General features: G+C 55.9%; 19 protein-coding genes. 9 read left to right on the forward strand and 10 right to left on the reverse strand.

The window, feature by feature from the left end; genetic code table 11:
- Positions 1-2: 2 nt before the first annotated feature.
- Complete coding sequence (gene fadA, locus SH421x_RS21160; RefSeq protein WP_488852008.1) at positions 3-1,163, reverse strand: acetyl-CoA C-acyltransferase FadA; 1,161 nt, start codon at positions 1,161-1,163, stop codon at positions 3-5.
- Between the two features lie 53 nt (positions 1,164-1,216).
- Positions 1,217-3,364, reverse strand: coding sequence for a 3-hydroxyacyl-CoA dehydrogenase NAD-binding domain-containing protein (locus SH421x_RS21165; protein WP_488852009.1), 2,148 nt, complete (start codon positions 3,362-3,364; stop codon positions 1,217-1,219).
- Positions 3,365-3,551: 187 nt separating this feature from the next.
- Between SH421x_RS21165 and SH421x_RS21170 the strand changes: the two genes are divergently transcribed.
- Positions 3,552-3,941: a DUF4430 domain-containing protein gene (locus tag SH421x_RS21170; protein ID WP_488852010.1), complete on the forward strand. Its 390-nt coding sequence runs from the start codon at positions 3,552-3,554 to the stop codon at positions 3,939-3,941.
- Positions 3,942-3,988: 47 nt separating this feature from the next.
- Positions 3,989-4,594 carry a DUF6580 family putative transport protein gene (locus SH421x_RS21175; RefSeq protein WP_488852011.1) on the forward strand — a complete coding sequence of 202 codons (606 nt, stop codon included), beginning with the start codon at positions 3,989-3,991 and terminating at the stop codon, positions 4,592-4,594.
- Positions 4,595-4,682: 88 nt separating this feature from the next.
- Here the strand turns inward: SH421x_RS21175 and SH421x_RS21180 are convergent, their stop codons facing one another.
- Both SH421x_RS21180 and SH421x_RS21185 read right to left on the reverse strand, forming a co-directional pair.
- Positions 4,683-7,085 (reverse strand): HEAT repeat domain-containing protein, encoded by a 2,403-nt coding sequence (locus SH421x_RS21180; RefSeq protein WP_488852012.1) that lies wholly within the window; start codon positions 7,083-7,085, stop codon positions 4,683-4,685.
- Positions 7,086-7,170: 85 nt separating this feature from the next.
- The gene (locus SH421x_RS21185; protein ID WP_488852013.1) at positions 7,171-8,976 is read right to left on the reverse strand and encodes a hypothetical protein; all 1,806 of its coding nucleotides are present in this window, start codon (positions 8,974-8,976) and stop codon (positions 7,171-7,173) included.
- A 148-nt stretch (positions 8,977-9,124) separates the two neighbouring features.
- On the opposite strand from SH421x_RS21185, the gene SH421x_RS21190 reads away from it, so the two are divergent.
- Together SH421x_RS21190 and SH421x_RS21195 are read left to right on the forward strand one after the other, a co-directional pair.
- Entirely contained in the window at positions 9,125-10,114 is a 990-nt protein-coding gene (locus tag SH421x_RS21190) for a histone deacetylase family protein (RefSeq protein WP_488852014.1), read from the forward strand.
- Positions 10,115-10,322: 208 nt separating this feature from the next.
- Positions 10,323-10,778, forward strand: coding sequence for a response regulator (locus tag SH421x_RS21195; RefSeq protein ID WP_488852015.1), 456 nt, complete (start codon positions 10,323-10,325; stop codon positions 10,776-10,778).
- A 48-nt stretch (positions 10,779-10,826) separates the two neighbouring features.
- On the opposite strand, the gene SH421x_RS21200 is transcribed toward SH421x_RS21195, so the two are convergent.
- From SH421x_RS21200 to SH421x_RS21210, 3 genes are all read right to left on the reverse strand, one after another.
- Positions 10,827-11,072: a hypothetical protein gene (locus SH421x_RS21200; RefSeq protein WP_488852016.1), complete on the reverse strand. Its 246-nt coding sequence runs from the start codon at positions 11,070-11,072 to the stop codon at positions 10,827-10,829.
- A 344-nt stretch (positions 11,073-11,416) separates the two neighbouring features.
- Positions 11,417-12,751, reverse strand: a complete 1,335-nt coding sequence (locus tag SH421x_RS21205) for a S41 family peptidase (RefSeq protein ID WP_488852017.1) — start codon at positions 12,749-12,751, stop codon at positions 11,417-11,419.
- Positions 12,752-12,881: 130 nt separating this feature from the next.
- Positions 12,882-14,096: a DUF4013 domain-containing protein gene (locus tag SH421x_RS21210; protein WP_488852018.1), complete on the reverse strand. Its 1,215-nt coding sequence runs from the start codon at positions 14,094-14,096 to the stop codon at positions 12,882-12,884.
- Positions 14,097-14,276: 180 nt separating this feature from the next.
- On the opposite strand from SH421x_RS21210, the gene SH421x_RS21215 reads away from it, so the two are divergent.
- Complete coding sequence (locus SH421x_RS21215; RefSeq protein ID WP_488852019.1) at positions 14,277-15,914, forward strand: DUF1553 domain-containing protein; 1,638 nt, start codon at positions 14,277-14,279, stop codon at positions 15,912-15,914.
- Positions 15,915-15,930: 16 nt separating this feature from the next.
- Positions 15,931-17,235: a DUF1501 domain-containing protein gene (locus SH421x_RS21220; protein WP_488852020.1), complete on the forward strand. Its 1,305-nt coding sequence runs from the start codon at positions 15,931-15,933 to the stop codon at positions 17,233-17,235.
- A 229-nt stretch (positions 17,236-17,464) separates the two neighbouring features.
- Here the strand turns inward: SH421x_RS21220 and rpsI are convergent, their stop codons facing one another.
- Together rpsI and rplM are read right to left on the reverse strand one after the other, a co-directional pair.
- Positions 17,465-17,938, reverse strand: a complete 474-nt coding sequence (gene rpsI, locus SH421x_RS21225) for a 30S ribosomal protein S9 (RefSeq protein ID WP_488852021.1) — start codon at positions 17,936-17,938, stop codon at positions 17,465-17,467.
- Positions 17,939-17,958: 20 nt separating this feature from the next.
- Complete coding sequence (gene rplM / locus SH421x_RS21230; protein ID WP_488856470.1) at positions 17,959-18,402, reverse strand: 50S ribosomal protein L13; 444 nt, start codon at positions 18,400-18,402, stop codon at positions 17,959-17,961.
- Positions 18,403-18,787: 385 nt separating this feature from the next.
- On the opposite strand from rplM, the gene SH421x_RS21235 reads away from it, so the two are divergent.
- The 3 genes from SH421x_RS21235 to SH421x_RS21245 are packed head-to-tail and all read left to right on the forward strand — an operon-like array spanning position 18,788 to position 21,970.
- On the forward strand, positions 18,788-20,029 hold the full coding sequence (locus SH421x_RS21235; RefSeq protein WP_488852022.1) for a Re/Si-specific NAD(P)(+) transhydrogenase subunit alpha: 1,242 nt from the start codon (positions 18,788-18,790) through the stop codon (positions 20,027-20,029).
- On the forward strand, positions 20,026-20,559 hold the full coding sequence (locus SH421x_RS21240; RefSeq protein ID WP_488852023.1) for an NAD(P) transhydrogenase subunit alpha part 2: 534 nt from the start codon (positions 20,026-20,028) through the stop codon (positions 20,557-20,559). The genes SH421x_RS21235 and SH421x_RS21240 overlap by 4 nt, the downstream gene beginning before the upstream one ends.
- A gap of 31 nt (positions 20,560-20,590) precedes the next feature.
- Positions 20,591-21,970, forward strand: a complete 1,380-nt coding sequence (locus tag SH421x_RS21245) for an NAD(P)(+) transhydrogenase (Re/Si-specific) subunit beta (RefSeq protein WP_488852024.1) — start codon at positions 20,591-20,593, stop codon at positions 21,968-21,970.
- On the opposite strand, the gene SH421x_RS21250 is transcribed toward SH421x_RS21245, so the two are convergent.
- Positions 21,967-22,452 (reverse strand): hypothetical protein, encoded by a 486-nt coding sequence (locus SH421x_RS21250; RefSeq protein WP_488852025.1) that lies wholly within the window; start codon positions 22,450-22,452, stop codon positions 21,967-21,969. The genes SH421x_RS21245 and SH421x_RS21250 overlap by 4 nt on opposite strands.
- Positions 22,453-22,565 lie beyond the last annotated feature (113 nt).

Raw genomic sequence — 22,565 nt, forward strand, 5'->3', positions numbered from 1 at the left:
GCTTAGTCGATCCGCTCAAAGATGGTCGCGATACCTTGACCAGCGCCGATACACATTGTCGCTAGGCCGTACTTCACCTTGCGGTCTACCATCGCGTGAATCAATGTGGTCGCGATGCGAGCTCCGCTGCAGCCCAGCGGATGGCCAATCGCGATCGCCCCACCGCGCACATTGACCTTGCTGACATCCATTTTGAGTGCTCGGATGCAGGCCAGAGACTGCGATGCAAACGCTTCATTTAGTTCGATCAGATCGATATCTTCGATTTTCAGACCGGCTCGTTTCAACGCTTTTTTGGTGGCGGGAATCGGCCCTGTCCCCATCACGCTGGGATCCACGCCAGCGACGGCCGTAGCAACGACACGCACTAACGGCTTTAAGCCCAACTCTTTTGCTTTTCCATCAGACATCAGCAGCAGCGCTGCTGCGCCGTCGTTGAGCGGCGAACTATTGCCGGCGGTGACGGTTCCGGCGCCCGGCATGAAAACCGGTTGCAGCGCGGTGAGCGCCTCGATGCTGGCGTCGGTTCGCACGCACTGATCCATGCTGATCAGCGTACGATGGCCTTCCTCATTACGGCCGTAGATCGGGACGATTTCGTTTTTGAACTCGCCTGCGGCATATGCGGAGGTCGCCTTCTGGTGGCTGGCCAACGCAAACTCATCCTGATCCTTGCGGGTGATCTCTTGAGTCTGCGCTAAAAACTCAGCCGTAATCCCCATCATCAGCGCCGCTTTGGACGTTTGCTGAAAGAGCTTCGGATTGATATCGAGTCCGTAGTCCATCGGGACATGCTGCATGTGCTCGAGCCCGCCAATGATCTGCACATCTTCGCCACCGGCCAGAATGCTGTGCGCCGCCTGATTGAGCGCTTGCAAACTGCTGCCGCAAAGTCGGTTCATCGTCGCGCCGCCGGCGGTGTGTGGAACGCCAGACATCAGCCCGATCAGGCGCCCGACATTGAGCCCTTGCTCCAGCGTCTGCTGCGTATTGCCGAAGATGACATCTTCGATCTCTTGCGGCGGCACGCCGGTGCGCGACAAGATCGCTTCAACGCAGGCAACCGCTAGATCATCGCTGCGAACGTCACGAAAGACGCCTTTTTCGGGATGCGAACGGCCAATCGCCGTGCGAACTCCATCAATCACTACGGCTTGTGTCATCGCCGTGATCCTTCTGTTGGGTTACCGCCGAGGCCGACGGAAATCGATCGTGATTACAGGTCGTAAAACTTCTTGCCGCTGCTGGCCATTTCAAGCAACAGCTCGGTCGGCTTGTAACGAACACCAAGGTCTTCCCAAGGTTTTAGACGTTCGACCAATGCTTTGGCGCCAATCGTATCAGCCCAGAACATCAGACCTCCCTTGAACGGTGGAAAACCGAGTCCGAAAATCAAACCAAGATCGATGTCGCGAACATCACGGACAATCTTGGATTCGATCGTACGAGTCGCTTCGAGCAGCATCGGCAGGAATAAGCGATCCATCAGCTGAGCATCTGACTCATCACGCGGCATCCCTTTAATGTAGGGATCGATATATTTGGCAGACGCCGGATCAGGTTGGGCTTTCTTCTTCTTGTTCTCGTAGCTGTAAAAGCCGAGCCCTGACTTTTGGCCAAGTCTGCCTGCTTTGACTAGCGCCGGCAAAATCGGCGACGCGAGCGTCCGATCAGGAAACGCGTCATACATTGTCCGTCCGGCGTAAAACGCCGTGTCGATGCCAACCATGTCGTACAACATGATCGGGCCGAGCGGCATGCCAAATTTCTTCGCACATTTGTCGACCCGCTCCATTGAAACCCCTTCCTGCAACAAGGCCAACGCCTCGTTCATGTAGGGAAAGAGAAGTCGATTGACCAGGAAACCTGGCCCGTCATTGACGACGATCGGGAACTTGCCAAGCCGCTTGGCGAAAGCCACGGCAGAAGCAACGGTTGCGTCACTGGTCTGCTTGCCGCGGATCACTTCGACCAGCTTCATCTTGCGAACCGGATTGAAAAAATGAATCCCCACAAACCGCTCTGGCTTTGCCAAATTGGCCGCTAATTGCGTGATCGGCAACGTCGACGTGTTGGAGGCCAAGATCGCGTCATCCGCCATTTGCGGTTCTAAACGAGCGTAGATCTTGCGTTTGATCTCGGTATTTTCGACGATCGCTTCAATGACTAGCTTGGACGCGGTGACTTCGCTGTCGCTGACCGAAGCGTTCAGCATCGCGGCGGCTTCCACCGCTTTGGCGATCGTTTTTTTGCCGGCGTCACGATCATAGGCCGCTTCGTCCAGCACGCCGGTGACTCCGCGTCGCAAGGCCTCGGCGCTGGCGTCCGATAACGTCGTGAAGATGCCGCGGCGGATGTTTGCCGCAGCGATCCCAGCCCCCATGATGCCGGCCCCGATCACACTTACCGAGTCTATCTTGGTCTTCTCCACGTCATCATGGTCGACCCCTTCGTCTTTTTTGTTGCGATCGGTCAGAAAGAAGACGTTCATCAGCGCGGCGTTGACCGGAGTGCCAAACAGCTGAGATAACCCCTCCGCTTCCATCTGCAGCGCAGACGCAGCGTCCACCATCGAGCCGCCTAATAAAGTCTCGAGCGCCGCCATCGGCGCTGGGTACTGACCTTTGGTTTGGCCTTGAATATAGGCGGATGCGGTAGCTCCCAGGAAACCCATTTCGGTTTCGCTCAGTTCGATCGCGGCGGCGCGAATCTCGCGTTCTTGCAGATACGACTTGGTCGTTTGTTCCTGCTCGATCATGCGGATTGCGGCGGCGACCAGATCGTCCGGAGACGTAACATCGTCGGCCAAGCCCATCTTTGCGGCGGCCATGGCCGAGACCGACTCGCCGCCGGTGATCATTTCGACTGCGTTGCTTAGACCGACAATTCGCGGCAGACGGACAGTACCGCCCCAACCAGGAAAGATGCCAAGTTTCACTTCCGGGAAGCCAAGTTCGGTCTTCGGGCCGGTCGAGAGGATCCGACGATCCGACCAAACGGCCAGTTCGGCGCCCCCGCCGACACAGACTCCATCGATTGCAGCGACACTAAGATAGCGGCTGCTAGAGAGTCGCGCAAACAGTTGCTGTCCACGCTGACTCATCGCGACAATTTCGGCAGGCTCGGCTCCAACCGACGCGACAAACTCGCGAATGTCAGCGCCTGCAATAAAGATACCAGGCTTTCCTGAGTTGATCACCAAGCCATAGATATCGTCGCATCCATCGATCTCGTCGAGGTGGACCGCTAGTTCATCCATCACCGAACGGCTGAGGATGTTCGCGCCTTTGCCCGGGTCATTGAAGGTCAGCAGTGCGATACCGGCTTGGGGAAACGAGAGCGTAATCGTCGCGGTCGGTAACATCGAGCGGCGTCCTTCTGCGCGAGTAATCCTGCTCGTCGCCGGTCACAGCGACGTAAGGTAAATTCATCGAAGGAATTATAGCGTTTCGGACCCGCCGCGGCAGTGCAGCCAACTCTCTCGCGAGAGATCTCCAGGGCGACTAAAATAAATGCCGGCCTTTGACCCACCATTTGGCAGGATATCGACCATGATCGCTCGGCGTTTGTTTTTCAGTATTTGCATTGCTCTGGCCGGACTCGTAGGTACATCCCACTCGGCAGAACCCGAAAAAACGGTCCAAGTGGTGATCGATTTCGGCGATGGCTGCGAAAAGCACTACACCCAAATTGCTTGGAAGCAGCACGAAAACGTCTTCGGTGCGACTTTGGCAGCCAGCAAACACCCGCGGGGTTTTGTGCTGCAAAATCGCGGATCGGGTGAAACTCGCTTCGTTTTTTCGATCGATGATGTCAAAAACGAAGGAAATGGGCGAAATTGGATTTTTCGCGTGAATGGTAAATTAGCGACACGTAGCTGCGAACTGATCGAAATCGCCCCTGGCGACGTGGTTTTGTGGCGTTTTCAGCGATACGAATAACTGTGTAAGATGGCCAGGACTAAACCATGTGTCGATGCGAGCAAACGATGAAAAAAGAAACCGTTGAACGATTGTTGCTGGTCCTGCTACTGATCTCAATCGGCGTCGCGCTCCGCTGGATGCTGTGCAGCTATCCCAACGTCGCACCGACGGCCGCTTTGGCGATGTTCGCTGGCTACAAGCTTTCGAGCGTCCGCTGGGCGTTGATGGTGCCGATCTGGATCACTACGCTCAGCGACGTCCTGATTGGCGGTTATGCTTGGCCGGTAATGTTGACCGTCTATGTGGCGCTGTCGCTTCCCGTGTTTCTGGGAGTAGTGCTCCGCCGCTTTCAACCCCAAACGCAGACTTGGCTTGGCAAGCTGACCAGCGGCTTGATGCTGGGAGGAGCTTCGGTCATTGGCTCAATCTTGTTCTTCGTGTCCAGCAATTTCGCCGTCTGGGCTGCGACGGCCGCGGGAATGGGGCTGCCGATGTATGCCCCCAATCTCACCGGGCTCATCGAATGCTATTCCGCCGCGATCCCCTTCTTCCGCTATACGATGGCCGGAGACATTGTCTTCAACGGAGCCATCTTTAGCGCCTACGCACTGGGTTGTGTGCTGGTCACCGCATCGCCAAAAGAGAATTCCGCGGTTGCTTCGGTCGACTAACATGGATCCTGGTTGCGCAGGAACCACACGTCTCGGGCTAGCGCCCGTTGCATGCTTATTACGTTACACGCTGAAGGCTGGATCTGACTTAGTCGTTCGTTTGTTTCGCCGCATACCAAGCCTGCCATGCTGCGACCTGCGAATTGGAGTCGCGGAACCCTTTTTCTTTGGCGGCGATATCTTCACCAACCACTTTCGGCAGCGCTTGTAGCGCTGCGTGCTGCACGCTGATCGATTCTCCCAGCATCCGAATCAACGTCGGTGCGAAAGTTTCGTCGCCGCTGGCGCCCATCGCATCGGCAGCTAGGCGCCGTGTCCGCTCAACTCGATGGCGAGAATAACGATTCAGCGCATCGGCTCCCTCAGGCACATGCATGTAGGCGAGCGAACCGGCGGCGGCGACCCCCAGCTCGTCGTCGCTGTCGCCAATCATTCCCAATAGCGCCGTCTTGGTTTCGGCGCCGGGGTAATGACGCAACGTCATCGCCGTCGCCAAGCGAACGCCGCGATCTTTGTCTGAGAGCATCGTCGAGAGCATGCCGCTGTAATCGTGGCTCGTGAACCGCTCGCACCAAGCGACCGACTGCCGGCGAATGGTCGCCGCTCGATGATGCAAGGCCAAGCCAACAATCCGTGCCGCAGCAGGGCGACTGTCTTGCTGTACGATTTCCAGAATCGCGTGCAGTTCCTCCTCGGGAGCGTCCAGCCTCACCGATTCAGAAATTAGTTGAAGCAGATATTGATTCAACAAATGTTTTCGGCTCGCGTGTTCTAGTTGACGCAACGCCGAGAGTCGCATTCGGGCAGAATCCTCCGTCGCCGACTTCCAAACAGCGAAATCTTCGTTTATTTCCGGCAGTAATTGCGTACACAAGCGGTTGAGGGGAACGCCTGCCAGCTCTGGGGCGAACTGGTCGAGCGTCGCCAACAAGATCTCGTGCTGGGCGAGCAACTGCTCTTTGAGTAGCGCTGCCTGCGAGCTTGTTTCCGACTGTTCGTATTGTCGCACCAGTTGCAAAAGCTTCAGCGCAGTTTGCTGCGAAATACGCTGTTCAGCGGGAGCAATGGCAACTTCGGCGGTCGAATCGAATTGCTCGCGCCAGACTTTCTCAAGCCGAGCCAATACCTCTTCCACGGTTTCGTCGGACTCCAATTGCGGCGCCCCGATTCGAAGTGCCAGCCGCCGAGCGATAACCTTGCCAGAATAGGGGGATTGTGATTTACGAAGTGCGACTAGCATTGCCGCGGTCGCCGGCTGTTTCGGCCACTGGTCGAGCGAATCAAGCGTAAGATCACGAACTTGCATGCTGGGATCGTTTAACAACGGGGCAACAATAGCTATTAGCTCTTGCTTTTGATCGATCGCCAGCAGTTCAGCCACGGCGCTGCGCACGCGGTGCTCGGAATGTGTCGCCAGTTCCGCGATCCGCTGAAAGTCTCCGCGAATCGCCCACACGTCGGTCGCCGCAATTAAACAGACGATCGGCGCGTTATCCTTTAGCGTCGCCAAAGCTTCGATCGCCGCTGGCTGACCACAGCGAGCCAACCCATAGACGGCGTCGCGTCGCTGACTCATCTCCGGCGACAACAGAGCGGCACGTAGCATGTCCAGTGGCGCCGCGGTTCGCAGGGCCGCAGCAGCGACTAGTTCGGAGCGATCTTCCAACAACTGCGCCGCTTCAGCGGGAAGTTCACCACGCCAATCAAGGTACATCGCGTCTAGAGCCGCGGCTCGTACGTTTTCGTAAGGGGAAGCAAGCGCTTCGACCACACGCAGATCACGGCGAACATTGTCTCGCAACGACAACGCATACATCAGCTCGGACTCTAACTTTTCAGCGTCGAGCAGTTGCGTGGCGACCGACGGATCGGCCTCCAGCCATGTTTCGCGCGCGTCGTATAGTTGATCAATCGCCGTCAAATCGTTGGCTAAAGCCAACGCTTCTAACGCCGCACAACGCGTCGAAGCTGGCAATTCTCGGTTCTGGACAGCATTGATTAACTCCTCAGCATCCAATTGATTGCTGCGAGACCGTCCGATCGCAGCCGTTGCCCGTACCATCGGATCCTCGGATTCGGTAGCGGCTTGCAAGATTGCTGCGGCGGTTTCATCCTTTAAGACCAGTTCTAACTCACGATGACGCCAGTGAGTCTGGCGGTAATAGGGAGCCAGAAATCGTCGATCGGCTGCAACTTGCCGCCAGCCGTCGGTTTCGACGACCTGGCCGCGCAGCCCGCTGCGCGATGGCAACTGAATCGTCGCCTGCAAACGCCGTTCTGCGTTGGCCAGCTCAAACTTATGTGAACGTTGGGCGGAAGTGGAGCGTTCTTCTGGCGGCGCAAGCGACGGCGTAGGCGTTTCCAACAACGTCTCCAACGTGCCGTTGGCGCCGGCGGCAGTCTCGGAGTCGACCGTTTCGCGCGCAACGATACATCCAGCGGCCGTAAGTCCGACCGAGAGCAGAATCGCCAAATTGCGCAGTGCTAGCATAAAAAGAGCCGCTCGCAGGAAGTTTCCTCGGCGGCTGTTGATAGCTATCTATCGGTGCGCAGACAAGAGCAATCAGCGAATGCGGCTATTTTGCCGGCGCCATAGGAGCTGCTGCGCCGTCGCCTGCGGCTCCAGGAGCCGCCGCTCCAGGAATAGCGCCAAACGGCATATCAGCACTCGGAGCAGCCGCGGCAGGCGGTTTGGCCGCAGCAGGATCAGCAGCTGGACGCTGCGGTGCAGCGCCAGCAGGCGCAGCTCCGGGAAGTGCGCCAAACGGCATATCGGCACTCGCCGGCGCCGCCGACTCGGCTGCAGCATTCCCGGCCACGACGCCAGCGTTGGCGGCCAGCTTGTTGGCTAGGCGTTCTAGCTTGGTCTGTTTCTCTTTAATGCTCTTCGCTAGATCTTCGTAGGGGGTCAACGGATCCATTGGTATCGTGCCGACATTCGGCCCCATTGGAGCGGCTGAGTCGGTCGTTTCGGCGTCGGTAGCAACAATCAACTCATCCATCGCTTTCGATAGATCGATGATCGCAGCCTGCTCTTCGGCGTTCGGCACAAATCGAAGCAAACCACTCTTCAGCTTGCTGAGATCTGCAGGAATTCCATCCGAACCAACCAAGCTGACCTTCAGCGTATCGACATCATTTTTCACGCGCCGACGGAAAGTGAGTTGCAAGCTATGCAGCGGTGGGTTGGTGTTGACAAACTCCTTTTTCTTGGGCTTTTTCTTCTCTCCTTCGGGCCCCCCCATGAGATCGTCATAGCCGCCGTATTCAGCCGCCGGCATCGCTCCGCCCGGATAGGCGCCTTCGAGGCCATAGGAGCCGCCTGGGCCCCCCATTCGCATCTCTTTTAGCTGATCAGTAAACCAAGTGATGTCTTCATCCACGGACTGTGAAGCGAGCTTGGCGACCATTCCGACTTGCAGATTGGGGTCGAAGCTTTTCATCACCGCATCATCGCTCGGCAGCGCGGCCAACGTCATCGCTGCATCGATACGCAGCGACTTGTCGGCAGTTGGGCTTTCGACCATTTGCCCCAGCGATTTGGCGATCCCTTCCAATGACTTTCGAATCGAGCTAGTCACGTTTTGATTGCTGCCGGAAGCCAACAACGTCTGAAAGCCAGGCGAGAGGGCCCGGACGATATCCATTGCGCGCCGCTGCGTCCACTGATGCGCATCGGCAGAATGTCCTTCGGCAACTTCTGACGTGATCAGCTGATTGGCGACTTTGGTCAAGCGTTCAATGTCGGTTAGCGTCATCGCTTCGCCAGCCGGCTTGGGAGTGCTTTGAGCATAACGAGCATGTCGTAAAGCTCCGAGAATCGCCGCGACACGCACCACATCATCCGATTTCGGATCTTCCAGCGTCTTCAGCATAATTTCGAGCGCCCCATGATAAGGGCAGACCGGCGATTTGCTGAACGTGTCAAACTCTTGCGAATTTAAATCGCCAATCAGCAGCATCGCGTTGTAGCGTACAACAGGGTGATAGTCGGGCTTCGACATCTCCGTCATCGCTTGCAAGGTCAATTGATTCAGTTCTTTTTTACTGGTCGCCTGCGTATCAAAGGGGCCATTAAAATTCCGCATAAAGTCGTGACGCTTCACGTCGACACTGGTCCAGTTGGCAGGCGCTGTCCAGCTAGGAAAGTACGCTCCCATAAAGAAGCGTGTCATTAGCTGCTTTCCGGCGTCATCCAACGGCTTGCGCCGCATATACTCCTGGACCTCCATCTTGGCCGCTGTCACCCCGGCGCGCATCTTGGAATCATCCGGATTCAATTCCGGGACGTTCATGGGGATCGCTTTGTATTGCTGAGCCCAGATGTCTCCACACAAAAGAAGGGAGAACACAAAGGCGATAGCCATTGCTTGCAATTTCATGATTTCCACCTGAGGATCGAAAACGGCGGTGAGTGCCAGAAAAGTCAGAAGAGAAGTTTGCGAGATCAGCGTAAATTAACCGATTTGGACATCGCAGGTTAGTCCTGCCATACCTTGGGCTTCTCTTCAGACTACTTGCGGAATAGGGATGCTGTCAATTTTAATGCAAGCGGTACAACTTTTGCTCACCCCTAAAACTCCCATGACCCTACTCTACAGCGACCATGAGTTTTTAGAGCACGACACGGGAAACCACCCCGAATCGGCCCAGCGCCTGCTTGCTGTGACCGACCGACTAGAGAAAAGCGGCTTGTTAGAGCAATGCATACGGCCTGAGTGGGCGCACGCGACCTCCCAAGAGATCCAGCTGGTACATACCGCCGCGATGCGGAGCTCCGTCGAAGGGTTCTCCCTAAAAGGAGGGGGGATAATTGAAGTCGATACCGCTGTTTCTCCAGATTCGTACCATGTGGCCACGCTGGCGGTTGGCGCCGCGATCGATGCAACTCGTCGCGTTTTGTCAGGCGATTCCCACAATGCCCTCTGCCTGGTCCGTCCTCCAGGGCATCATGCGACCCCGACGATGGCGATGGGGTTTTGCTTATTCAACAATGTCGCGATCGCTGCGCAATACGCGCTAACCAGACTGGATGTCGATCGCGTGCTGATCGTCGATTGGGACGTACATCATGGCAACGGTACGCAAGACGCGTTTTGGGAAAGCGAACGAGCCGGTTTTTTGTCGGTTCATCGCTACCCTTTCTATCCGGGGACCGGTGATTCAACAGAAACCGGACACAGCGCCGGTCTCGGTTATACGCGGAACCTGCCGCTCCGTTTTGGAGTTTCGCGGCGTGATTTCATCGGGCAATTCGAGCGCGCTCTCGAAGAGATTGCAGCAAAGGTCCGCCCTGAACTGATCCTGCTTAGCGCCGGCTTTGACGCACATGCGGCCGACCCAGTTGGCAATCTCGGCCTGGAGACCGAGGATTACGACGAGCTAACGCAAATCGTGCTCGACGCGGCGGCCTCCTATTCAGGCGGCAAGCTCGTTTCGCTTCTTGAAGGGGGATACAACCCGGAAAAACTTGCGGAATCGGTAGAGGTCCACCTACGGAAACTACGCAGTGACGCCTGAAATCGGGATAGCAGAGAAAATCCTGAACTATAGTTTGGTTGGTTACCGAACGGCCCAGGCACGTTATGCGAAGCCCACGCAGGATCACCCAGAGATTTTCACCATGGTTGAAACGCAAGTGAGTCTAACGCCTGGATGTCGTGTATGAATTGCAGCGATCTTGTTTCGGCTTACTCTTCTCATCGTTCATTCATAGTGATCTATCCACATGACTTCGCAAAATTCCATCGCCGCATCGAACTCGAATAACGGCGCCCGTCCAATGCGTTTCCTGGTGATTGACGATGATCGTCTGACACGCGCCCTGCTTTCGGACATGTTGGCCCCGCATGGCATCTGCGATGAAGCGGCTGATGCCGATACTGGATTGCGAATGATATTGAGCGCTGACGACAACCAGCGCCGGTATGACGCCGCCTTTGTCGACCTGATTATGCCGGGCTCTGGAGGCAAAGAACTACTTCAAGCGTTGCGAGCGGCTGAAACCGAAATGGGACTCGGCGGCAGCGATGGCACCAAAGTGGTGATGATTACATCGTCTCGCGACACGCGCAGCTGCCTGCAAGCTTTTCTGCTGGGCTGCGAGTCGTATTTGACGAAACCGTTCACCACCGATGAAGTGGAGCAGAAACTGCGCGAGATTGGTACGCTGGTGAACGCGTAGCAGCCGGTAGATTAGCTCAACAGGCCGCCGGTTGACGCAACATCAATCTCAGATGTCTTCATCGCCGGTGGGATTGGTCGCCCAGCGGTCGTAGCGAACAGGCGGAAAAGAGGGCGTAGTCGTATCAAGTGGCAGATCCGCTTCGTCCGTTTCTTCGGCGATGAGATAGCCGCACTGCTCGATCTCATGCAGCGTCTTGAGCAGGTAAACGACATAGCGTGACGAATCGACCGCTCTGCGCGGTGAAGTCATCCGATTTCCTACTAGGTCCCACGCATCGATATTCTTTACCATTGGGCTGCTCCGCTAGAAAGGTCGTCATTGAGCACTCGTTGCATCGATCAGCGGTGCACTACCATAGCAACCGCGGCGCCGAGAATCGCGACTTGAGAAAAAATCGCCGAGAATCGCCAGAAACCCCGAACTCGTTGACGATCTGCGTCCCGCACTGAAAAGTGAACGCAAACCACACAATAGGCAGCGTCTGTCAGGTCACTAGAAAGATTTACAAACGCGTTTGTAAATGACTGTTAAGCTTTGCGATGAATCCGCAAAGTAGGGCCTGCCATCTCTGACAAATGCGTCCGCGAGTTCATTCCGATTGAAGATTCATCCCGCAGCGGAAAGCTCGGGCGAACCTAACTCGCGGCGACTTTATCTTTCAGCCGCGACTGGATGTACTCAATCGCCTTCTGTAGCTGCGGATCAACAAAACCATCCAATTTGATTTCTTCTTCTGATTTTTCCCGCGCCTCAATCGCCGCTTTGTCGGCGATATTAGAACGGTCGACATCGCGGAGACTGCGTGAGCGCAGCATGTTCTTCAAATCCTCGTCCGAGAGCTTGATATCGAATCCTTCGTCAGGCGAGACGCCCCAGGGATCGTCATCTCCATAGTCCGGAAACCGATGAATGTTCTGCTCGCTTGGACGCCAATAAGTTGCGGTCGTAATCTTCAATGCTCGCTGTTGTCGATCCAGCGGAAAGATGCTTTGGACTGTTCCTTTGCCGTACGAACGCTGCCCGATGACGACCGCCCGATCATGATCTTGCAGACAAGCGGCGACAATCTCGCTGGCGCTGGCGCTAAATTGATTGACCAGCACTACCACAGGTAAGTCTTTTGGAATGATCGTACCGCTGGGAGATGCTTCTGCGATGTCCTCAATTCGGCCGTCACGCCCGCGGGTCGAAACGATGACTCCCTCGTCTAGGAACATATCGCAGATCTCTTCGGCCGCAGTCAAATAGCCGCCGGGGTTGTTTCGCAGGTCGACAATCAAGCCATCAACATCGCCGTCAATGCTTTCCCAAGCGACACGAAACTCATCGGCAGTTAAGTCGCCAAAAGACTCGACGCGGATATATCCGATTCGAGGATACTCCTCGAAAAAGAAATTCCAATTCCCCTCTCCATCATGCGTGTCCCCCAAGACCGATGCGACTTGAATTCGAGCCCGCTCAACCACAATCTCGGTCGGTTCGGTCTGCCCAATGTGGCGTACTTGCAGTTTGACCTTAGATCCGACCACGCCGCGAAGTCGTAGCACCGCTTTTTCAAACCCGTCCTGATCTACATTTTTGTCGTCGATCGCCACGATCACGTCGCCGGCTTGGACCCCAGCCAAATAGGCCGGCGTTCCACTGACCGGCGTCACGACAAGCATCTGGTTGTTCTCCTGGTCATACATGACATGGATGCCGATGCCGCCGAACTCTTGATCCAGCTCTTCTCGAAAGTCCTCGAATTCAACCGGCGGGATATAGGTCGAGTTTTGATCTAGCTCCATCGTCATGCCGTTCATTGCCGAATTGAATAGCGTCTCGGCGTCGATCGAACGGACATATTGGTACGAGATAATGTCAAGCGATTCGCCAAACAAACGCATGAACCGATTGCGGCTAGCGGCGCCGTAGCAAATCAGCGAGAGGAAAGCGATGACAAAGATGATCGTGAGATTACGTCGCGGCATAACAGGTCCCAGGGACGAAACAAGCGACTTAGGGGGGAGCGGTCATGTTTCATCGTAACTGCCGCAGGCCAATTGGGGTAGGCGCAGCCATCGCTGACTTGGAAAACCGCAAATTCCGCATCCATACCTACTAGCCGCCGACAAATGGCGCCGGCACTAAAAACGCATGTTGCTCTAGCAAACTGTAGGCGCCGCTCCAAGAAACGTAGAGCGCCAGGTACATGAAAAAAACGTAAACCACCACCACCGGAATCTCTCCCAATCGAGCCACCCAACGCAAGCAGAAATGGGTCGGTTTCTCCCGGCGACGCGCACAACCCAGCGCCCAGCCGCTCAACAATCTTGCAGGCAACATCAACGCTACAAAGAACAGACTTGGTAGCCAAGCAATCTCGCGATCGATCAACTCGATCTTCAACAGATACAAAGGCAACGCAAACAACAACGTGATCAGCAGGGCCAACCAAAATGCTAGCGGAGCATTCCGAAACTGCTTGCGGACTTCACGCCATTCGAACATCGCCCGCCAACGATTCTCGGCGGCAAAATGAGCCTGCATGAACGGCAAGTAGAGCAAGACAAAACAAAAGGCCAACATCCCCGGCAAGCTGACCAGAAACGCGATCGGCGGATCTTCGATCCCTCGTGCGGCGATCATCCAGCCCACCGGCAGAATCAGCCAGGCCACGGTTGTCAGAAACCCGCGCAAGCCAAGCGAAAAATAGTAACCCAAACGAAGCGACGCCAAAAAACCCAGACATTTGTCCCGCGCCTCGGAGAACATCCCGCCGGCTCGGATTTGTCGCCACAGTCGCACCGGGGCTGGCCAAAGGAAATGCCGAAATTTCCCGCCGCGGAACCAAGCCCAGGCGATGTGAAATCCAACCGCCAGCGTCAGAATGACAAGCACAATAGTCAGCCGCTGAGCGACCGGACCGCCCGGTTCGATCAAATTTGCGCTGTCGCGCAAATCCGCGAGAAACCGAAGCGGCCAGAAGAAGAGCCAAGTCCCTAGCGCGATCGAACCGATCCTTGCGGCGGTGCGAATTCCGATAAATCCTGCACTGAACTTGCCGGTCCGCGCGATTCGCCCGCTCACTTCTAGCAAATAGCCCAAGCTCAACAAGTTCGCGATCGGAATCGTCGCCAGAATTGCGAGCAGAAAAACCAGCGAAACCAAGCCGAAGGTCCATTGGCTGACGCTGTAAATCGTGTCAAAAAAATAGCGCAGCCACCCTCGAACCGGCGTCGTCGCGACCACCGAAACCTCCGACGCGGATGGTAACGCGGCCACTAGGTCTTCGTTAGATCCGACTGCATCCAGGAGATCGGTGATCGTCGCCATTGGTTCCCGTTGATCGAATCGGCAAGAAAGGAAGAGGCCCGGGGAATCGCCCCCCTGCATTTGGATTACCCCCAATGCAACAAGTTAGTTTTCGCGTCAAGCTATTTTTCTGCAACGAAACTATTTTCCTTCAGCGCAGGTACTTAGTACAACGGGATTATGGAAGGATTTTAAAATACCATGTGGCTCCGAAATCTACTATTTCTCGGCATTTGCGGTATCGCGATTTCCGCCGTGGTAGGCGGCTTGGTCGTGCCGCAACGTCCTGCTCAGGTTGCTCAAATCCCCCACCCGCTGACCCTAAGCGAACAAAATGCGATTCAATCGGTCGCCGATCGCGTAGACCATCAGTTCCAAAAAAGCTGGGAGGACGCCAACTTGCAGCCTACTGGTCCGGCGGATGAGCTAACGCAGATCCGACGAATTTCACTAGGTCTAACCGGGACAATCCCCTCGCTCGAAGAGCTACGCGTGCTTGAAGGGCGTCCCCCAGACGATCGCCTGGCATGGTGGCTCTCCAAAACGTTCGCCGATCGGCGTTATGGCGATTTTGTCGCCGAGCGTCTCCGCCGAGCCTATGTTGGCTCTGAAAATGGTCCATTTCTCATCTATCGCGGGCGCCGTTTTTTGACTTGGCTCAGCGATCAGTTGATGGCAAATCGGCCGTATGATGAACTGACACGCGAGTTAATCTCCGAAAATGGACTTTGGACCGATGCGCCAGCGGTTAATTTTGTCACTGCAACTATTGATCAAGATGGCACCCAACGTCCTGATCCGGTGAAACTGGCTGGACGTGTGACCCGAGCGTTTCTGGCGACTCGGCTCGATTGCGTCCAATGCCATGACGACAACATGGGGGGCGATCTGAAACAAAGCGATTTCCACCAGCTCGCTTCGTTCTTTCGCGAAGCGGAAAACTCTTTCGTAGGGATTCGCGACGACACGCGTGCAACCTACGAATATCAGTATCTCTATGACGACGAAACGACATTGGTCTCGTCGGAGGTCCCCTTTAACAAGCAGCTATTGCAAGAGGGGACGACCGAGCGTGAGCGTCTGGCCAACTGGGTGACCCATCCCGAGAATCGCCCCTTTGCTCGCGCGATCATCAACCGCATCTGGGCGATCACTACCGGCAAGCCGCTGATCGAACCAGTCGATAGCATCCCGCTCAACGGCTCGTTTGAGACCGGCGAGTATCCTGCGGGACTGGAGCCGCTGGCCGATGATTTTATCGCCCATGGGTTTGACCTGCAGCGGCTGATTCGCGTGATTGTCGCAACCGAAGCCTTCCAACGCGATAGCCAAGCTGATTTCGAAATCACTGCCGCTCACGAAAATGCTTGGGCAGCCTATCCGGTGACTCGACTTCGCCCCGAACAGGTGATCGGCGCGATTCAGCAAGCGGCGGCTCTAAAGACGCTCGACGCCGAGAGCCATATCCTCACACAGTTGATTAACTTCGGCGAGCATAACGAATTCCTGCAGCGCTACGGCGATGCAGGCGAAGATGAGTTTGCCGAGCAAGGAGGCACGATTCCACAGCGTCTCTTAATGATGAACGGCAAACTGGTCAAAGAACGAACCGACAACAACATCGTCCGCAACGCAGCAACCCGGATCGCCCAGCTTTCTCCCACCGAGGAAACGAGCGTGGAGGTCGCTTTCCTGACGGTGCTGACTCGCCGTCCAAGCCAAGCCGAATCCGATTACTTCGTCGAGCGAATGCACGACGCTGCGTTAAGCCGGAGCCAGCATGTCGAAGACTTGATTTGGGTCTTGCTGAACTCCTCTGAATTCGCCTGGAATCATTAATCGCCGAGAACCATTGATGACACGCAAACATCCCCAAAGCGTCGGTTGCGGCGGACCCGATCATTTTTCACGGCGCACCCTGCTCAAAGCGGCCAGCGGATTACCTTGGCTGACTCCGCTTGCCGCACAGTTAGCTGCGGCTGCCGCAGCGGACAAGAGCGGCGCACCTGCCAAGTCGGTGATCGTCCTCTGGATGCAAGGGGGACCCAGTCAGCTAGAAACTTTTGATCCGCATCCCGGCAAGCTCATCGGCGGCAAAACCAAGCGAATCGCAACTTCATCGCCTGGCGTCGAGATTTCGGACTTGATGCCGGCGACTGCCGAAGTGATGGATCGCATCGCACTGCTGCGCGGAGTCACCAGCAAAGAAGGAGATCACGAGCGGGCGACCTACAACATGAAGACCGGGTATCGCCCTGACCCGACGCTGATTCATCCAACAATCGGCGCGGTAATGTGCCACGAACTATCAAGCGCAGGGGTCGAGATCCCTCGTCATGTCTCGATATTCCCAAACCAATGGCCGGCACACGGCGGATTTCTCGGCAACAAGTACGATGCGTTCAAAATGCACGACCCGCTCGGCGATTTGCCTGACTTGCCGCGGCGCGTCGGGGATGATCGTTTCAACCAGCGCCGCAAAGATCTTGAGATCCTAGAGCGCTCGTTCGCCCGGGGACGACGATCGGACCTAGAGCAGAACCGCACTCTTCACCTGGCGACGATCGACAAAGCGATCACAATGATGGATAGCGAGCAGATTAAAGCGTTTAACATAGAGGAAGTGCCGCAATCGCTGCGGGATGATTTTGGCGATACGCCGTTTGGCCGCGGATGCCTGTGCGCCGTTCAACTTATCGAAACCGGCGTTCGCTGCGTCGAAGTGACGCTCAATGGCTGGGATTCGCACATTAATAATCACGAACTGCAAACTGGTCGCATCGCCGAACTTGATCCGGCCTTCTCGGCGCTGATCCGACTGTTGGAAGAGCGTGATCTGCTGCAGAGCACCGTCGTCCTCTGCGGGGGAGAATTTGGCCGCACGCCCAAGATCAATCCAGCCGGCGGCCGCGATCATTGGCCGCATGGATTTAGCGTCGCGCTGGCCGGCGGTGGGATTCGCGGGGGAGCCTGTATTGGTGAGACCGATCCCGAGGGAACCAAGGTCACGGCGGAGGTCGCCGGTTCGGTCGGCATCGCCGACATCCACGCATCGATCTATCAGACGCTGGGAATCGACTACCACCACATGTACGACACGCCGATCGGCCGCCCGATGGCGATCAGCGAAGGGAAGCCGATCGCGTCTATCTTGGGGTAGAGAGCACATAGCCTTCGAAGCCTGTTGAGCGAGCCAGCACCATGCGCTGAACAATAAAAGTGCGACTCGAAATAATCATCGGCGCCGAAGACATGCTCATTCGTCGAAGATGCCGCGAGACTATCGCACCCGAGAATTGTCGTGTGACTGAGCCCCTCAAATAAAAAAAGCTCGCCCAAAACGGGCGAGCTCTTTTGTAACTTGCAGTCTGCAAACGCAGTCCGAGCGATTAACGCTTCGAGAACTGAGTACCGCGGCGAGCACCACGTAGACCGTATTTTTTGCGTTCCTTCATGCGAGAATCGCGGGTCAGGTGACCATTTTCTCGCAGTGCCGGGAAGGCCGCTTCGTCCATCTTTGCAATCGCACGGCCTAGGCCCATGCGGCAAGCACCGGCCTGGCCAGAAGTACCGCCGCCGTTGACGAGAATTCGGATGTCGATCTTGTTGACGAAACCGGTGTCCTCCAGCGGCCCCATGAACGACACTTGGTCTTGCAGGTTCGGGAAGAAATCTTCCAACGAACGACCGTTGATCGAGATCTTGCCGCTGCCGCTCTTGATGCGAACGCGAGCAACGCTCGATTTACGGCGTCCCGTGCCCAGGATAATGCCTTCGGTCGTCTTCGATTTTTTCACCGGAGCCGGAGCCGTTTGAACTTCGGCTTCTACGGGCGATTCGACATTAGTTTCGTCAGTCGACATATTGTTCCCTTAGGTATCGCTTACTTGCGTTTCTTTTGCTTGACTTGACCCAAGCCAGTCAGCGGCTGCGGCTGCTGGGCTTGATGTTCATGCTCGGGACCGACAAAAATCTTCAGCTTGTCGAGCATCTTGGTCGCTAGTTTGTTTTTTGGCAGCATCCGACGGACCGCATCTCGCAAGATCCAGTCAGGGTGACGCTCAAGGCGTTTGCCGGCCGTTTCGGTACGCAGACCGGGATATCCGGTGTACCAGGTGTATTCTTTTTTGTCCCACTTGCCGCCGGTGAACTTCACCTTCTCAGCATTTACGACAACGACATAATCGCCAGTGTCAACGTGGGGGGTATAGGTGGGGCGATGCTTCCCCATCAAGATCATGGCCAAGTCGCTCGCCAAGCGACCGACGATCTGGTCTTCCGCATCGACCAGCCACCATTGCTGTTCGACTTGACCGGTCTTCGCCATGAAAGTTGTAGTCGACATAATATCCTGGCTCACAGTAAATCCTGGCTCAACAGTCCACCCCGGCTCGCAGATTCCGAACCGGTTCTTTGATTTTTCCGCTCAAAACCGGGACTTCAGCGCCCTAATGGGGCCCAGAACGGTCAGGGGAAACACGGATTTTACCGATCTACGTGCTATTCCGCAAGTGACCGCCGCCCCGATTTACAGAAAGGGAGAAAACCCGCAGATACTATGCAGGAACTAGGCATAAACCAACGGAAAAAGGGTTCCCAGACGCCTCCAGGTGTGTAAGAATTTTTCACGATTTGAGTTGTGCTGCGCGGCCAAGTACCCCGCTCGCTTCAGAAATTCCCAGTCGCCGCGCCCCACGACCTAGGGAAATAACATGATTATTGCTGTCGTACGCGAAAATTATCCGGGCGAAAAGCGTGTCTCCCTGATTCCCGCGTCCCTTGCCCAGTTGCAAAAAGCTGGCGCCGAAATCCTAGTCGAAACCGGCGCCGGAGTAGCTGCCGGCTTTCTGGACACCGCCTACGAAGCTGCTGGAGCTAGTATCGTTGCTTCCCGGGCTGACGCATTCGCCCAGGCTGACGTTGTCTTTCAGGTCCGCTCACTGGGCGCTAACCCAGAAGCGGGGAAGATCGACCTCGATCTGGTTAAGCCGGGACAGATTCTGATCGGCTGCTGCGATCCGCTTGGTAATCCCGAGGCAATCGCCGAAATGGCCGGCAAACAGGCGACACAGTTTTCGCTAGAGTTAATTCCACGCATCACTCGTGCGCAGAGCATGGATGTTCTCTCCTCCCAAGCTACCATCTCTGGCTATCGTGCCGTTCTAGTCGCCGCAATTGAGTTGCCCAAGATCTTCCCGATGATGATGACCGCAGCTGGCACGCTGGCTCCGGCCAAAGTTTTTGTGATCGGTGCTGGCGTCGCCGGATTGCAAGCGATCGCCACGGCCAAGCGACTGGGCGCCATTGTGATGGCCTACGACGTTCGCAAAGAAGCTCAAGAGCAGATCGAAAGTCTCGGCGGCAAGGCGGTTGACTTCCAATTGGAATCAAGCGGCGCTCAAGACAAAGGAGGGTATGCCAAAGATCTCGGCGAAGACTTCTACCAGAAGCAGCGTGAGTTCATGGCCGATACCGTTCGCGAATGTGATGTTGTTATTACCACCGCCGCAATCCCCGGCAAGAAGTCACCGCTGCTAGTGAACACAGCAGCGGTAAATGGAATGCGACCAGGTTCGGTCTTGATTGATCTGGCCGCCGAACGAGGAGGAAACATCGAGCCGAGCCAAGCCGACACGCGAGTTGAACACAACGGCGTCGTGATCCTAGGCCCGACCAACCTCCCGTCCGAGGTTCCGCAGCATGCCAGCCAGATGTTCTCCAACAATATCACCAAGTTCCTGCTCAACATGGTGAAAGATGGAAAGCTGGTCATTAACCCAGAGGACCAGATCATCGCCGCAACTCTGGTTGCCCGTGATGGGGAAGTGATCCACAACCGGATTCGCGAGATGCTTGGCCTTGCGGCGATCGAACCGCCGAAGCCCCCATCGGACAACGACAAAATACCGCTGGATGACGATCCGGCGCCTCCCTCAGAAGGAAACGCAACATGAGATGCCTTGTACTGCTACTGCTGATCTGGGGAAGTGCTACTGCTGCGTTGGCGCAGGATGCGGAAAAGCCTACCACGACAGAACCGGCTCAGGCTGCAGAGCCTAGGAAAACAGAGGAGGCTGCAAAAGCTGCCGAGCCAATCAAAGCAGAAGCCGCCCCCAAAGCCCCGGATCCTGAGCCGGTAGTAGAAACTACGCAAGAGCCTGTGGATGGGGAGCCGCAGCCCGAGGAGGCCAATTTTACTCGCTATGACGCACTTGTCGCGAGTCTGACAATTTTCATTTTGGCGATTTTTATTGGCTTTGAGCTGATTACCAAAGTTCCGCCGACGCTGCATACTCCACTGATGTCGGGCTCTAACGCGATTAGCGGAATCTCAATTGTCGGAGCGTTGATCGCCGCTAGTGCTATCGATTCGCCGCTGGCGGCATTCATTGGGCTGATCGCCGTAATCTTAGCGACGGTAAATGTCGTGGGCGGTTATCTGGTGACGCATCGGATGCTCGAAATGTTCAAACCGAAGCGCTAACGCAAGTCGGCCTCAACGAAGGAATCCCCCTGTGTACGACGCCTTGATTAATCTGGCTTACGTTGTTTCGGCGATCCTATTTATCCTGGGCCTGAAGTTCATGTCCCATCCGCGCACCGCGGTAAAGGGAAATCTGATCAGCGCCGCAGCGATGTTACTGGCAGTGTTGCTGACGCTGCTCGTCACCGGCATCGGTACGTATATCATCATCGGCTTGATAATCGGCAGCATTATCGGCGTGGTGCTAGCGGTCAAAATCCAAATGACGGAAATGCCGCAATTGGTTGCGTTGTTCAACGGGTTCGGTGGCGCAGCGACCATCTTTGTTGCAGGCGCGGAAATGCTTCGACTAAAAAATGATTCGCCTGAAGTATTGCTGGCAGGCGCCCTGTCGGGCCTGATCGGCGCTGTCACCTTTTGGGGATCGCTGGTCGCCTATGGCAAACTACAAGAGCTGGCGATGTTTAAGAAGCAGATCACCATCCCGGCGGTCCATCTGATCAATGCGATTATGTTGTTGGTGCTGCTGTTGTTGGTGATCGTGATGACCAGTTCTGGCTACGCCGTTGTGCCCTATCTGTTGATTGTGATCATCGCCTCGGTCTTGGGGGTCACGCTGGTCGTCCCGATCGGAGGCGCAGACATGCCGGTGGTGATCGCGCTCCTCAACTCCTACTCAGGTCTCGCGGCGGCGGCGACCGGATTTGTGATCGATAACAACGTCCTCATCATCTCCGGCTCCCTAGTCGGCGCATCGGGTATCGTGCTGACGCAAATCATGTGCAAAGCGATGAACCGCTCGTTGCTCAACGTCGTTTTTGGCGGCTTACAATCGGCCGCCGCCTCAGCGGGTCCTGCCGCTGATGAAATCTACGCCAACGTTCGGTCGACCTCGGCCGACGACGTGGCCATGATCCTAGACGGGGCTCAACGCGTGGTGATTGTTCCCGGGTATGGTTTGGCGGTCGCTCAGGCACAACATGCGGTGCGCGATATGGCGAATATCCTGGAAGAACGGGGAGCCAAAGTCGAATATGCGATTCATCCTGTTGCCGGCCGTATGCCAGGACATATGAACGTGCTGCTGGCCGAAGCCGACGTTCCGTATGAAAAGCTGCGCGAGATGGATGACATCAATCCGACGATGGGTCAAGTTGACGTAGCCATTGTGGTCGGCGCCAATGACGTGATCAATCCACTCGCGAACACCGATCCCAGCAGTCCCATCGCCGGGATGCCGATTATTAACGTCGACAAGGCGCGAACCGTGATTGTGATTAAGCGGAGCCTGAGCCCCGGTTTTGCTGGTATCCCCAATCCACTGTTCGCTGCTGACAATTCGCTGATGCTGTTTGCTGACGGCAAGAAAGCAATTCTTGATATAGTCATGGCGCTTAAAGAAAACGGTTAACCAGCTAGACGCGTTGCGACAGATGCCGCCAAACTCATTGCGCAGGCTTCAACCGATTCCCAATTACTGCCGTTCCAGCGTTCGATCGCGAGCCATTGATCACTACGGATCGAGCGAAGCGAAGCGTACCACCCCAGCGGATCGCTCCCTAACCGCCGCGCCTGCTTTTCAATCCTCAGCAGGTCGGCTGTTTGCACTCCGCACATTGTCGCAAGCTCGCGCCACGAAACCAAGGAAGTGCGCGCGGCGATCTCAAACCGAAACAGTCCATCACAATACGCATCGGTTTGATCTCGATTGCAGCGCAATACCGAACCGTCAATACGTCGTACCGCTCGATTAGCGGTCTCTTCCCACGTATCGACTGTCGATAACCACACCGCTGGTCGCATCCGACCAGTTCGACAATCGGTTGCTGGCTTCAATTCTCCGCTGGCGAAGATCGCATCGATGCGTCGCCCGTTGGTGTAGTGCCATCTCATTTGCTTCAAACCCTCGCTGCAAGCTTGACGAACATTGAACTGTTCTTTTGTCCACCAAGCATCGGACACCTTCGGTCATTTCGAAGTTCAGACGGTGACGATTTGATCGGTTC

It is taken from the genome of Blastopirellula sp. SH421, assembly GCF_057808535.1.

Bases quoted from the DNA above. Each gene is read 5' to 3' on its own strand.
- fadA (WP_488852008.1), bottom strand. From the start codon at position 1,163: ATGACACAAGCCGTAGTGATTGATGGAGTTCGCACGGCGATTGGCCGT.
- SH421x_RS21165 (WP_488852009.1), bottom strand. From the start codon at position 3,364: ATGTTACCGACCGCGACGATTACGCTCTCGTTTCCCCAAGCCGGTATC.
- SH421x_RS21170 (WP_488852010.1), top strand. From the start codon at position 3,552: ATGATCGCTCGGCGTTTGTTTTTCAGTATTTGCATTGCTCTGGCCGGA.
- SH421x_RS21175 (WP_488852011.1), top strand. From the start codon at position 3,989: ATGAAAAAAGAAACCGTTGAACGATTGTTGCTGGTCCTGCTACTGATC.
- SH421x_RS21180 (WP_488852012.1), bottom strand. From the start codon at position 7,085: ATGCTAGCACTGCGCAATTTGGCGATTCTGCTCTCGGTCGGACTTACG.
- SH421x_RS21185 (WP_488852013.1), bottom strand. From the start codon at position 8,976: ATGAAATTGCAAGCAATGGCTATCGCCTTTGTGTTCTCCCTTCTTTTG.
- SH421x_RS21190 (WP_488852014.1), top strand. From the start codon at position 9,125: ATGCTGTCAATTTTAATGCAAGCGGTACAACTTTTGCTCACCCCTAAA.
- SH421x_RS21195 (WP_488852015.1), top strand. From the start codon at position 10,323: ATGACTTCGCAAAATTCCATCGCCGCATCGAACTCGAATAACGGCGCC.
- SH421x_RS21200 (WP_488852016.1), bottom strand. From the start codon at position 11,072: ATGGTAAAGAATATCGATGCGTGGGACCTAGTAGGAAATCGGATGACT.
- SH421x_RS21205 (WP_488852017.1), bottom strand. From the start codon at position 12,751: ATGCCGCGACGTAATCTCACGATCATCTTTGTCATCGCTTTCCTCTCG.
- SH421x_RS21210 (WP_488852018.1), bottom strand. From the start codon at position 14,096: ATGGCGACGATCACCGATCTCCTGGATGCAGTCGGATCTAACGAAGAC.
- SH421x_RS21215 (WP_488852019.1), top strand. From the start codon at position 14,277: ATGTGGCTCCGAAATCTACTATTTCTCGGCATTTGCGGTATCGCGATT.
- SH421x_RS21220 (WP_488852020.1), top strand. From the start codon at position 15,931: ATGACACGCAAACATCCCCAAAGCGTCGGTTGCGGCGGACCCGATCAT.
- rpsI (WP_488852021.1), bottom strand. From the start codon at position 17,938: ATGTCGACTGACGAAACTAATGTCGAATCGCCCGTAGAAGCCGAAGTT.
- rplM (WP_488856470.1), bottom strand. From the start codon at position 18,402: ATGGCGAAGACCGGTCAAGTCGAACAGCAATGGTGGCTGGTCGATGCG.
- SH421x_RS21235 (WP_488852022.1), top strand. From the start codon at position 18,788: ATGATTATTGCTGTCGTACGCGAAAATTATCCGGGCGAAAAGCGTGTC.
- SH421x_RS21240 (WP_488852023.1), top strand. From the start codon at position 20,026: ATGAGATGCCTTGTACTGCTACTGCTGATCTGGGGAAGTGCTACTGCT.
- SH421x_RS21250 (WP_488852025.1), bottom strand. From the start codon at position 22,452: ATGAGATGGCACTACACCAACGGGCGACGCATCGATGCGATCTTCGCC.